Here is a 12,457-nt window from a genome sequence, read left to right as displayed (position 1 = left end):
CCCCGATAGCGCTGGGTCAGTTACAAAAGTACTGACTGACATTCCGCTATCGGGAGCAAGCCCCCTCCCACCTTTTTCTCTTGCCTAGCCCTGATCACTCTCTGCACTCAATTTAGCGTGGCGTCTTGCCGCGGGCCTTGCCGTGCCTGACGATGACCTGCATCAAGACAAACGGCATCTGGCCGATGCTTGACAACCCTGGGTGGTAAACGTATGTTTCAAACACCTGTTTGACCGCCATAACAAATCCACGCGGTTGTTCATCCCAGATACATCAGCAGAGGTTTATCGCTATGCCTGACTACAAGGCCCCCTTGCGTGATATTCGCTTCGTTCGTGACGAACTGCTCGGTTATGAAGCGCACTATCAGAGCCTGTCGGCGTGCCAGGACGCTACCCCGGACATGGTTGACGCCATCCTCGAAGAAGGCGCCAAGTTCTGTGAGCAAGTACTGGCACCGTTGAACCGCGTGGGCGACATCGAAGGGTGTACCTGGAGTGAGTCAGGCGTTAAGACCCCTACCGGCTTCAAAGAAGCCTACAAGCAATTCGTCGAAGGCGGCTGGCCAAGCCTGGCCCACGATGTGGAGCACGGCGGCCAAGGCCTGCCGGAATCCCTGGGCCTGGCGGTCAGCGAAATGGTGGGTGCCGCCAACTGGTCGTGGGGCATGTACCCGGGCCTGTCCCACGGTGCGATGAACACCATTTCCGAGCACGGCACCCCTGAGCAGCAAGAGGCTTACCTGACCAAGCTGGTGTCGGGCGAGTGGACCGGCACCATGTGCCTGACCGAGCCGCACTGCGGCACCGACCTTGGCATGTTGCGCACCAAGGCCGAGCCTCAGGCCGACGGTTCCTACAAAGTCTCCGGCACCAAGATCTTCATCTCGGCCGGTGAACACGACATGGCCGACAACATCGTCCACATCGTACTGGCCCGCCTGCCCGACGCACCTGCCGGCACCAAAGGCATCTCGCTGTTTATCGTGCCCAAGTTCCTGCCCAACGCCGATGGTTCGGTGGGCGAGCGCAATGCGGTGACCTGTGGTTCCCTGGAACACAAGATGGGCATCCACGGCAACGCCACCTGCGTGATGAATTTCGACGCGGCCACCGGTTTCCTGATCGGCCCGGCGAACAAAGGCCTGAACTGCATGTTCACCTTCATGAACACCGCTCGCCTGGGGACTGCGCTGCAGGGCCTGTCCCACGCCGAGATCGGCTTCCAGGGCGGCTTGAAATATGCCCGTGATCGCTTGCAGATGCGCTCCCTGACTGGCCCGAAAGCGCCGGACAAAGCCGCCGACCCGATCATCGTGCACCCTGACGTGCGCCGCATGCTGCTGACCATGAAAGCCTTCGCCGAAGGCAACCGTGCGATGGTGTACTTCACCGCCAAGCAAGTGGACATCGTCAAGTACGGCACCGACGACGAAGCCAAGAAACAGGCCGACGGCTTGCTGGCTTTCATGACTCCGATCGCCAAGGCGTTCATGACCGAAGTCGGTTTTGAATCGGCCAACCACGGCGTGCAGATCTACGGCGGCCACGGCTTCATCGCCGAGTGGGGCATGGAGCAGAACGTTCGCGACAGCCGCATTTCGATGCTGTACGAAGGCACTACCGGCATCCAGGCACTGGACTTGCTCGGCCGTAAAGTGCTCATGACTCAGGGCGAAGCGCTCAAGGGCTTCACCAAGATCGTGCACAAGTTCTGCCAGGCCAACGAAGGTAACGAGGCTGTCAAAGAGTTCGTTGCTCCGCTGGCGGCGTTGAACAAAGAATGGGGCGAGTTGACCATGAAGGTCGGCATGGCCGCGATGAAAGACCGTGAAGAAGTCGGTGCCGCCTCGGTGGACTACCTGATGTATTCCGGTTATGCGTGCCTGGCTTACTTCTGGGCCGACATGGCACGCCTGGCTGCCGAGAAGTTGGCTGCCGGCACCACCGAAGAAGCGTTCTACACTGCCAAGTTGCAGACCGCGCGCTTCTACTTCCAGCGCATCCTGCCGCGTACCCGCACCCACGTAGCAACCATGCTGTCGGGCGCCGGCAACCTGATGGACATGAAAGAAGAAGACTTCGGCCTGGCTTACTAAGCCTTCCGGCAGCCTTCTGAAAACCGCCGCCTCCCTCGGGAGCCGGCGGTTTTTTATGGCCGGTTAAAAAACCCGCGTACAGCACTCAGGGATTGGGAGCGCCTGCCGTTAAAGTGATGGCAATGTGATACATGGCCGGTCGGTTGTGCTTAACTGATCGCATAGAGGCACAGTGCTATTATTTTTTGCGGGTCGGAGTTTTACCCTTGTCACGCGTGTCTGCGCTACGTTTAAGCCACTTCCTACCCTCGCTGCTGTTATTGCTGGCTGGGCTTTCGGCTGCGTACGTCAAGGACCTCAGTGTCTTCTTCACCTCGTTGTTCAACGTGCTGCCCACCCTGGTCTTGCTGCTGGGCGGTGCCTACTGTGCCGTGTATCGGCGTCAGCGTGAACTGTTCCTGATGATCACGGTGTACGTTGCCTATTTCCTGCTGGATACCCAGACTGATTTTTACCGCGACAACGGTCGCGTGCGCGAAGACGCTGCGGTGGTGTTTCACCTGTGTTGCCTCTTGTTGCCGTTGCTGTTCAGCATTTACGCGCTGTGGCAGGAGAAGACCCATTTGTTCCGTGACTTCATCGCACGCGCCGCGGTGTTACTGGCGGTAGGCAGCGTGGCATTGGCCTTGGAGCAAAGTTTCCCCCAGGCGCTACTTAACTGGCTGGCGGAGATTCGCTGGCCGGCGCTGCATGGCACCTGGATGAGCCTGATCCAACTCTCATACCCCATGTTCCTGATCGGCTTTCTCACCCTGGCCGCACAGTACTGGTATCAGCCGCGCCCGCTGCACGCCGCGCAACTGGTGGGATTGCTGGGGATGTTCTGGATGTTGCCGCAAACCTTCATCCTGCCGTTCACCCTTAACATCATGTGCAGCCAGGTGATGCTGATGATCGCTGCCGGTGTGGCCCATGAGGCCTATCAAATGGCATTTCGCGATGAACTGACCGGCTTGCCCGGGCGACGGGCCCTCAACGAGCGCATGCAGCGGCTGGGGCGCAGCTATGTGCTGGCGATGAGCGACGTGGATCACTTCAAGCGTTTCAACGACACCCATGGCCATGACGTGGGAGACCAGGTGTTGCGCCTGGTGGCGAGCAAGTTGTCCAAGGTCAGCGGCGGCGGGCGAGCCTACCGGTATGGCGGTGAAGAGTTTGCCGTGGTGTTTGCCGGCAAGACCCTGGATGAATGCATGCCGCATCTGGAGGAGATCCGCGAGATCATTGCCGGCTACGCTATCAAGTTGCGCAACCCGGACCGCCCCCATGACGACCATCAAGGCCGCCAGCGGCGTGCTGGCAGCGGTGCATCCAGTGTGTCGGTAACGGTCAGCATCGGTGTGGCCGAGCGCCAGGCCGAGCAGCGCAGCCCCGAGGAAGTGCTCAAGTGCGCCGACCAGGCGTTGTACGCCGCCAAGGGCGCGGGGCGTAACTGTGTGGTCGCGGCCGGCCAGACCCGACGTGGCGCGGTACGCATGGAAAGCGCTGCCGGTTGAGTAATGGCGCTGTATTCAGCAGCGCTACAGTGATTGTCCACAGGCGGTGCCGGCAGTAGCTTGAAAGCATCTGCTGCCGGAGACATTGCCATGCCTGAGTACAAAGCTCCCTTGCGCGACATGCGCTTTCTGATCGACAACGTGTTCGATTTCCACGGCCATTACGCGGCCCTGGGCGCAACGGACGCCAGCCCGGACATGGTCAGTGCGATCCTTGAGGAGGGCGCGAAGTTCTGCGAAAACGTGCTCGCGCCACTCAACCGCAGTGGCGATGAAGAGGGCTGCCATTTTGACAATGGCGTGGTGACCACACCCAAGGGCTTCAAGGAAGCCTTCGCCCAATACGTGGCAGGCGGCTGGCACGGCGTGGCGGCGGACCCGGCCTACGGCGGCCAGGGCTTGCCCCATTCCTTGGGCCTGGTGCTGAGCGAGATGATCGGTTCCAGCAATACCTCTTGGGGCATGTACCCGGGCCTGACCCACGGCGCCATGTCGGCCATCCACGCCCACGGTACCGACGAACAGAAAGCTACCTACCTGACCAAGCTCACCGCTGGCGAATGGACCGGCACCATGTGCCTGACCGAAGCCCACTGCGGCACCGACCTGGGCCTGATCAAGACCCGCGCCGTGCCCCAGGCCGATGGCAGCTATGCAATCACCGGCAGCAAGATCTTCATCTCGGCCGGTGAGCACGACATGAGCGCCAATATCATCCACCTCGTGCTGGCCAAGTTGCCGGACGCGCCTGCGGGTACCAAGGGGATTTCGCTGTTTATCGTGCCCAAGTTCCATGCCGACTCGGGTGAGCGCAACGCGGTGCACTGTGGCTCCATCGAACACAAGATGGGCATCAAGGCTTCGGCCACGTGCGTGCTGAATTTCGATGGCGCCAAGGGTTTTTTGATCGGCGAGGCGAACAAGGGCCTCAACTGCATGTTCACCATGATGAACCACGCCCGCCTGGGCACCGGCATGCAGGGCCTGTGCAATGGCGAAGCAAGCTTCCAGGGCGCGATCAAATACGCCAGCGAACGCCTGCAAATGCGCTCGCTGACCGGCGCCAAGGCCCCGGAGAAGGCTGCTGACCCGATCATCGTGCATGCCGATGTACGCCGCATGCTGCTGACCATGAAAGCCTTTAACGAGGGCAACCGCGCACTGACCTACTTCACCGCGCAACTGCTCGATACTGCTCATCTGGGCAGCGACGCGGGCCAACGCCAGGAGGCCGAAGACTTGTTGGCCTTCCTTACGCCGATCTGCAAGGCCTTCATGACCGAAACCGGTCTGGAGGTGACCAACCATGGCATGCAGGTATTTGGCGGCCATGGCTATATTCGTGAGTGGGGCATGGAGCAACTGGCACGCGATGCGCGGATTGCGCCGATCTATGAAGGCACCAACGGTATCCAGGCCCTCGATTTGCTGGGGCGCAAAGTGCTGGGTAGCCAAGGCAAACTGCTGCGCGGGTTTACCAAGATCGTGCATAAGTTCTGTGGGGCGCAGGCCGAGCATCCGCAATTCAAGGCTCATGTGACGCAACTCAATCAGCTCAATCAGGAGTGGGGTGAGTTGACCACCAAAGTCGGGATGGCGGCGATGAAGAATCCTGACGAAGTGGGCGCGGCAGCGATGGATTACCTGATGTACAGCGGCTATATCATCCTGGCGTACCTTTGGTTGCGCATGGCGATTGCCGCCCAGTCCCAGGACGATGCCGCGTTCACCCAGGCCAAGCTGGCCACCTGTGATTTCTACTTCAAGCGCCTGCTGCCGCGTACCACCACCCACCGCGCCGCCGTGGAAGCGGGCAGCGAATGCCTGATGAGTCTGTCCGGGGCGGCATTTCAGCTGGAGTGACTTAAAAATACCTGTCGGTCACAAGTGGACCCTATGTGTCTGAAAAGTTGTTCGGGTACACTCGGAGCTTGTAAAACCGATCCTATCGAATCACTTTTCACGTTCTCACGAGGTTTGCCATGGCTGATTACAAAGCGCCGTTGCGTGATATGCGCTTCGTCCTCAACGAAGTTTTTGAGGTCGCCAAGACTTGGGCCCAGTTGCCGGCATTGGCAGACAGCGTTGATGCCGAAACCGTTGAGGCGATCCTCGAAGAGGCCGGCAAAGTCACCGCCAAATCCATCGCCCCCCTCAGCCGCGGCGGCGATGAGCAGGGCTGCCAGTGGAAGGACAGCGCAGTCAGTACCCCGGACGGCTTCCCCCAGGCCTACAGCACCTATGCCGAAGGCGGTTGGGTGGGAGTGGGCGGCGACCCGACCTATGGCGGCATGGGCATGCCCAAGGCGGTGTCGGCGCAGGTCGAAGAAATGATCAACTCGTCGAGCCTGGCATTCGGCCTGTACCCCATGCTGACTTCCGGCGCCTGTGTATCGATCAACACCCACGCCAGTGAAACGCTCAAGGCGGCCTACCTGCCGAAGATGTATTCTGGTGAGTGGGCCGGTTCCATGTGCTTGACCGAAGCCCATGCCGGCACCGACCTGGGGATGATCCGCACCAAGGCCGAGCCTCAGGCAGACGGTTCCTACAAAGTCAGCGGCACCAAGATTTTCATCACTGGTGGCGAACACGATCTGACCGAAAACATCATCCACCTGGTGCTGGCCAAGCTGCCGGATGCACCGGCCGGGCCCAAGGGCATCTCGCTGTTCCTGGTGCCGAAGTTCCTGGTCAATGCCGACGGCAGCCTGGGTGCGCGTAACCCGGTGACCTGCGGTTCGATTGAACACAAGATGGGCATCCAGGCGTCCGCGACCTGCGTGATGAATTTCGACGAGGCCTTGGGTTACCTGGTGGGTGAGCCCAACCGTGGCCTGGCGGCGATGTTCACCATGATGAACTATGAGCGCCTGGGGGTGGGGATCCAGGGCTTGGCATCCGGCGAGCGCTCTTATCAGAACGCGATTGAATACGCCCGCGATCGTCTGCAGAGTCGCTCCCCGCTGGGGGCACAGGCCAAGGACAAAGTGGCAGACCCGATCATCGTGCATCCGGATGTGCGCCGCATGCTGCTGACCATGAAGGCGGCGAACGAAGGCGGCCGGGCGTTCTCCACCTACGTGGCGACGCAGCTGGACATCGCCAAGTTCAGTGACGATGCAGCTGCTCGAGAGCGCGCGGATAACCTGGTGGCGTTGCTGACCCCCGTTGCCAAGGCCTTCCTCACCGACCTGGGCCTGGAAACCACCGTGCTCGGCCAGCAAGTATTCGGCGGCCATGGCTACATCCGCGAGTGGGGCCAGGAGCAGTTGGTGCGTGACGTGCGCATCACCCAGATCTACGAAGGCACCAATGGTATTCAGGCCCTGGACTTGATGGGCCGTAAGATCGTCGGCAGCGGCGGTGCGTTCTACACCCTGTTCGCCGATGAGATCCGCCAGTTCATCGCCGGATCAAGTGCCGAGTTGGCCGAGTTCACTGAGCCGCTCAGCGCAGCGGTGGATAACCTGGATGAATTGACGGCCTGGGTGCTGGATCGCGCCAGGAACAACCCGAATGAAATCGGCGCAGCGTCGGTGGAGTACCTGCATGCGTTCGGATACATGGCCTACGCCTACATGTGGGCGCGCATGGCCAAGGCCGCGTTGGGCAAGGAGACCGAGGAAGCCTTCTACGCCAGCAAACTGGGTACCGCACGTTTTTACTTTGCCCGCTTGTTGCCGCGTATCCACTCGTTGAGTGCATCGGTAAAAGCCGGTAGCGAATCGTTGTTCCTGATGGATGAGGCCTTGTTCTAAGGGCGAGGAGGGCGTGTAAGCATTCTCTTACATGACGTGCTGCTATTCGTCCTCTATCGCCAAATTGGATCCACGGCTAATCTACTTCACATGGACGTCGCGCAGGAAGCGCAAAGCAACAACACGGACACGTAGGATTCTGCCAGGACGGCGGAGTGAAATGGATGTCAGGGAAACAGTCTGCAAAGCCCCGCTTCGGCGGGGTTTTCTTTTGCCCGCGAAAAAGTCAGGCGCCTGCCTGCGGGGCATTCATCACATCTTCGAGCAAGGTGCGCAGCAACGCCATCGTCGCCTGCTGGCGCTGCACATCGCGGCACACCAAGCCTACTTTCAGCGCCACCCTGGGTTCACTCAAGGGTTTCCATAGCAGCGCCTTGCTGTTGTGTTCGTCCTGGGAGCGGCCCGGCAGTACCGTCGCCAGCCGGGTGTGGGGCAGGCTGTCGAGGATGCCCACCATGGTATTGAGCTCGGCCTGCACCTGCGGACGCCGCCCCAGGTTAGCCAACTGGCCTTGCCAGATCTGCCTGACTTGAAACTCCTCCCCCAGCAGCAACATCGGCAGTTCGGCCGCCTGTTTCAACGAGACTTTCTTGAATTCGCGCAGCGGATGGTCCTCGGGAATCACCACCTTCAACTCATCTTCGTACAGCAACACGCCGTGCAGGCCCGGTTGACGTGGCGGCAGGTAGCTGATGCCAATGTCGAGGGCACCGTTGAGCAACCGGCGCTCGATCTCAAGCCCGGTCAATTCGTAGATCTGCACCACCAGATGGGGCTGGGCCTTGCGCACGCGCTCGAGCATCTGCGGCACCAGGCTGGTGTGCACGGTTTGCAGCACGCCGATGGCCAGGGTGCGCATGGCCTGGCCCTTGAAGTTGCGCAGCGCCTCGACGGCTTGCTGCATGCCATCAATGAGCGGCAGTGCATGGTTGTAAAGGGTGTGCGCCGCCAGCGTCGGTAACAGGCGCTTACTGCTGCGTTCGAACAGATTCACGTCAAGGTTCTGCTCCAGTTGGCGAATCTGTTGCGACAAGGCTGGCTGGGAGATCGACAGGCGCTCCGCGGCGCGGCCTACGTGGCCCTCCTCATACACCGCGACGAAATAACGCAGTTGCTTGAAATCCATAAGATTTACTTATCGAAAAAGCTGGAAAATCGAAATGGCCGCTGGCCCCGCAGACCCCTAGTCTAGCGCCTATTCGCAGGGCTTACAGGGCCGAATCGGACAATGAACAGCGTTTGTGTTGATAGCGTTTGCATAGGCAAGGCAAAAAACCTCCATGTGGATTGGCCAGGTTATTCCGACCAAGGTCAGGTTGCCACCGGAGCTGACTTGTGAACCTGTTCAACATGCGCCGCCCAGCGCCGAGCCTTGACGATCTGATCCTGGATCCGCCGCACGACGACCGTTCCACTGAAGCCCTGATGCCCACCGTGGCCCGCCCACCTCAGGTGTTTGTGCGTGGCCAGGGCTCCTGGCTGTGGGACAGCAATGAGTGTGCCTACCTGGATTTCAGCCAAGGCAATGCCGCCAACAGTCTCGGTCATAGTCCGCAGGTGTTGATCAAGGCCCTGGCCGAGCAAACTCAGGCGCTGATCAACTCCGGCAACGGCTTGCACAATAGCGTCCAACTCAATCTCGTCGAGCGTCTTTGCCGGCATACCGGCAGCGACCAGGCTTATCTGCTCAACAGCGGCGCGGAAGCCTGCGAGGCGGCGATCAAGCTGGCGCGCAAATGGGGGCAGCTGCATCGCGGGGGGGCCTATCGCATTATCAGCACGAGCAACGGTTGCCATGGTCGTAGCTTCGCTGCCCTGGCTGCTTCGGCAGGTCTATCGGATAACCGCTTCGAACCACAACTGCCAGGCTTCAGCCACGTCCCTTTCAACGATCTTCCCGCTTTGCATGCCGCGGTAGATGCCCAGACGGTAGCCATCATGCTGGAGCCGATCCAGAGCGAAGCCGGTGTGATCCCTGCGACCGAGCACTACCTCAAGGGCGTCGAGAGGCTGTGTCGCGAACTGGGGATCCTGCTGATCCTCGACGAAGTGCAAACCGGTATCGGCCGTTGCGGCAACTTGCTCGCCGAGCAACAGTACGGCGTACGCGCCGACATCATTACCCTGGGCAAAGGCTTGGGCGGCGGTGTGCCGCTGGCGGCGCTGCTGGCGCGGGGCAAAGCTTGTTGCTTTGATGTGGGTGAGCTGGGAGGCACCCACCATGGTAATGCGCTGATGGCCGCGGCTGGGTTGGCTGTGACCGATACGGTGCTGGGACACGGCTTTTTAGAGCATGTACGTGAGTCGGGCTGTTACCTGGGCGAAGGTCTCGCCCGCCTGGCCTATCGTTACGACCACGGGCCGTTGCGCGGAAATGGCCTGATGTGGGGGCTGACGTTATCGGATGATTCTGCGGATGCGGTGGTAAAGGCCGCCTTGCAGGAGGGACTGATCCTCAACGCGCCGCAACCCGACTGTTTGCGCTTCACCCCGGCACTGACGATAAGCAAAGGCAACATCGACGAAATGCTCCAGCGCCTGGCCCGCGCCTTTTCACGGGTGCGTACTGCCCAAGTGCAATGTCGCAAGGGCATTGCCGTTTAACCCTGTATTTCAGAACCGTCTCGCGGCCTACGCGGCGCCTCCAGCCTGATTCTTTTGGCTGGGGGCGTTTTTTTGTCTGCTCAATAAAGGATGGCGCAGTGCCAGATCCCACTGAACCCTCACGAACCCCCAAGGTCGATTAGCTACACGGCTCACAGGAGCCGATTTTTATGGAGCTGACCCATGGACATCATTCGTATCATCATCGCCATTCTGCTGCCGCCACTGGGTGTGTTCCTGCAAGTAGGTTTCGGCGGCGCCTTCTGGCTGAATATCCTGCTGACCCTGTGCGGTTACTTCCCTGGCATCATTCACGCGGTGTACATCATCGCCAAGCGTTGAGGCCCTCAGCCTTTTGCAATGAGCCGTGAGTTGCGCTCATTGCGAAAGGCCAGTTGCTCGATGGTCTGGGTGGCGTGTTCGGCTTCTTCCCGCGCCTGAAGGATGATGCCGTGCTGCTCGGACTTGCTGCACACCGGGTCGGCATTGCTGGCATCACCGGTAAGCATGAACGCCTGGCAACGGCAGCCGCCGAAGTCCTTTTCCTTTTCATCGCATGAACGGCACGGCTCGGGCATCCAGTCGTAGCCACGAAAGCGATTGAAGCCAAACGAGTCGTACCAGATGTGCTGCATGCTGTGGTCGCGCACATTGGGAAATTGCACCGGCATCTGTCGGGCGCCGTGACAGGGTAGGGCAGTGCCGTCCGGTGTGACGGTCAGAAAGATGCTTCCCCAGCCGTTCATGCAGGCTTTCGGGCGTTCCTCGTAATAGTCCGGCGTCACGAAGATCAGTTTGCACGGGTGCCCTTCGGCTTCCAGCTTGGCGCGATATTCGTTGGTGATGCGTTCGGCGCGCACCAGTTGCTCCCGGGTCGGCAACAAGCCCACGCGGTTGAGCTGGGCCCAGCCATAGAACTGGCAAGTGGCGAGCTCGACAAAATCTGCTTCTAACGCAATGCACAGCTCGATGATGCGGTCGATCTTGTCGATATTGTGCCGGTGGGTAACGAAGTTCAGCACCATAGGGTAGCCATGTGCTTTCACCGCACGGGCCATTTCCAGCTTTTGCGCGAAGGCTTTTTTCGAACCGGCCAGCAGGTTGTTCACCTGTTCGTCGCTGGCCTGGAAGCTGATCTGGATGTGGTCCAGGCCAGCTTTCTTGAAGTCGCTGATCTTTTGCTCGGTCAAGCCGATGCCGGAGGTGATCAAGTTGGTGTAGAAGCCCAGCTTGCGGGCTTCAGCGATCAGCTCGGCCAAGTCCTGTCGCACCAGCGGCTCACCGCCGGAGAAACCCAACTGCGCGGCGCCCATCTCGCGGGCTTCGCGAAACACCTTGATCCACTGCTCGGTGCTCAGTTCCTTGCCCTGCTCGGCAAAATCCAGCGGATTGGAGCAATACGGGCACTGCAACGGGCAGCGGTAGGTCAGCTCGGCCAGCAGCCACAGCGGCAAGCCGACCTCTGGTTTTTCAGGCAAGGGTGATCCAGTGCTCAGCACGGGCGACCTCCATGAATTGCTCGATATCTTCACCGAGCTCAGGCACACCGGGAAATTGCTTATCCAGCTCGGCGATGATCGCTGCCACGTCGCGCTCGCCGTCGATCAAGCCACCGATCAATGCGGCGCTGTCGTTGAGCTTGATCATGCCTTCAGGGTAGAGCAACACATGGCCTTTCTGCGCGGGTTCGTACTGGTAGCGATAGCCCTGGCGCCAGGTCGGTTTCTTGCTGCGATCAAAGCTCATAGGGTGATCCCTTTATGCCAGACCCGCTGCTCGGTCACGCTGTGATAGGGCGGGCGTTTGAGTTCGTAGGCCATGCTCATGGCATCGAGCATGCTCCACAGGATGTCCAGTTTGAACTGCAGGATTTCCAGCATGCGCTCCTGGCCTTCACGGGTAGTGTAGTGCTGCAGGGTAATCGCCAGGCCGTGTTCCACGTCGCGACGTGCCTGGCCCAGGCGGGTGCGGAAGTATTCGTAGCCGGCCGGGTCGATCCATGGGTAATGCTGCGGCCAGCTGTCGAGGCGCGACTGGTGGATCTGCGGTGCAAACAGCTCAGTCAGTGAACTGCTGGCGGCTTCCTGCCAGCTGGCGCGGCGGGCGAAGTTGACGTAGGCGTCCACTGCGAAACGTACGCCGGGCAGTACCAGTTCCTGGGAGCGCAGTTGGTCCGGGTCGAGGCCCACGGCCTGGCCCAGGCGCAGCCAGGCTTCGATACCGCCGTCCTCACCCGGCGCGCCGTCGTGGTCAAGCAGGCGTTGGATCCACTCGCGGCGGATCTCCCGGTCCGGGCAATTGGCCAGGATCGCGGCGTCCTTCAGCGGGATATTGACCTGATAGTAGAAGCGGTTGGCGACCCAGCCCTGGATTTGCTCGCGGGTGGCGCGGCCTTCGTACATCGCCACATGATAGGGGTGATGGATATGGTAGAAGGCGCCCTTGGCCCGCAGGGCTGCTTCGAATTCAGCCGTGGTCAACGCTGTATCAGTCATTT

The 12,457-nt window shown here is 60.3% G+C and carries 11 protein-coding genes; 6 read left to right on the top strand and 5 right to left on the bottom strand.

Features of this window, described 5'->3' with window-relative positions:
* Window positions 1–112 precede the first annotated feature (112 nt).
* On the bottom strand, window positions 113–241 hold the full coding sequence (locus tag BLU48_RS32530; RefSeq protein WP_255320511.1) for a hypothetical protein: 129 nt from the start codon (window positions 239–241) through the stop codon (window positions 113–115).
* A gap of 52 nt (window positions 242–293) precedes the next feature.
* Here BLU48_RS32530 and BLU48_RS25645 point away from each other — a divergent pair, with 52 nt between their 5' ends.
* From BLU48_RS25645 to BLU48_RS25630, 4 genes are all read left to right on the top strand, one after another.
* Entirely contained in the window at window positions 294–2,099 is a 1,806-nt protein-coding gene (locus BLU48_RS25645; protein ID WP_057022931.1) for a phenylacyl-CoA dehydrogenase, read from the top strand.
* Between the two features lie 206 nt (window positions 2,100–2,305).
* The gene (locus tag BLU48_RS25640; protein ID WP_057022932.1) at window positions 2,306–3,595 is read left to right on the top strand and encodes a GGDEF domain-containing protein; all 1,290 of its coding nucleotides are present in this window, start codon (window positions 2,306–2,308) and stop codon (window positions 3,593–3,595) included.
* 90 nt (window positions 3,596–3,685) lie between these two features.
* Window positions 3,686–5,458, top strand: a complete 1,773-nt coding sequence (locus tag BLU48_RS25635) for an acyl-CoA dehydrogenase C-terminal domain-containing protein (RefSeq protein WP_057022933.1) — start codon at window positions 3,686–3,688, stop codon at window positions 5,456–5,458.
* 119 nt (window positions 5,459–5,577) lie between these two features.
* On the top strand, window positions 5,578–7,356 hold the full coding sequence (locus BLU48_RS25630; protein ID WP_057022934.1) for an acyl-CoA dehydrogenase C-terminal domain-containing protein: 1,779 nt from the start codon (window positions 5,578–5,580) through the stop codon (window positions 7,354–7,356).
* 226 nt (window positions 7,357–7,582) lie between these two features.
* Here the strand turns inward: BLU48_RS25630 and BLU48_RS25625 are convergent, their stop codons facing one another.
* On the bottom strand, window positions 7,583–8,482 hold the full coding sequence (locus tag BLU48_RS25625) for a LysR family transcriptional regulator (protein WP_057022935.1): 900 nt from the start codon (window positions 8,480–8,482) through the stop codon (window positions 7,583–7,585).
* Between the two features lie 209 nt (window positions 8,483–8,691).
* Between BLU48_RS25625 and BLU48_RS25620 the strand changes: the two genes are divergently transcribed.
* Window positions 8,692–9,960, top strand: a complete 1,269-nt coding sequence (locus BLU48_RS25620) for an aspartate aminotransferase family protein (protein WP_057022936.1) — start codon at window positions 8,692–8,694, stop codon at window positions 9,958–9,960.
* A gap of 183 nt (window positions 9,961–10,143) precedes the next feature.
* A complete protein-coding gene (locus tag BLU48_RS25615) occupies window positions 10,144–10,302 on the top strand; it encodes a YqaE/Pmp3 family membrane protein (protein ID WP_003194776.1) in 159 nt (52 codons plus the stop codon).
* 5 nt (window positions 10,303–10,307) lie between these two features.
* Here the strand turns inward: BLU48_RS25615 and pqqE are convergent, their stop codons facing one another.
* Genes pqqE through pqqC form a run of 3 tightly spaced genes read right to left on the bottom strand, consistent with a single transcriptional unit; the run spans window position 10,308 to window position 12,455 of the window.
* The gene (gene pqqE, locus BLU48_RS25610) at window positions 10,308–11,438 is read right to left on the bottom strand and encodes a pyrroloquinoline quinone biosynthesis protein PqqE (protein WP_043049729.1); all 1,131 of its coding nucleotides are present in this window, start codon (window positions 11,436–11,438) and stop codon (window positions 10,308–10,310) included.
* The gene (gene pqqD / locus BLU48_RS25605) at window positions 11,431–11,706 is read right to left on the bottom strand and encodes a pyrroloquinoline quinone biosynthesis peptide chaperone PqqD (RefSeq protein ID WP_046069808.1); all 276 of its coding nucleotides are present in this window, start codon (window positions 11,704–11,706) and stop codon (window positions 11,431–11,433) included. Before pqqD ends, pqqE begins: the two co-directional genes overlap by 8 nt.
* The gene (pqqC, locus tag BLU48_RS25600; RefSeq protein ID WP_046069807.1) at window positions 11,703–12,455 is read right to left on the bottom strand and encodes a pyrroloquinoline-quinone synthase PqqC; all 753 of its coding nucleotides are present in this window, start codon (window positions 12,453–12,455) and stop codon (window positions 11,703–11,705) included. The genes pqqD and pqqC overlap by 4 nt, the downstream gene beginning before the upstream one ends.
* Window positions 12,456–12,457: the final 2 nt, after the last annotated feature.

Origin of the sequence: Pseudomonas synxantha, assembly GCF_900105675.1 — a bacterium.
GTDB lineage: Bacteria > Pseudomonadota > Gammaproteobacteria > Pseudomonadales > Pseudomonadaceae > Aquipseudomonas > Aquipseudomonas synxantha.
The sequence above is the reverse complement of the archived record's forward strand: the minus strand, read 5'-3'. Positions and strand labels throughout refer to the sequence as shown.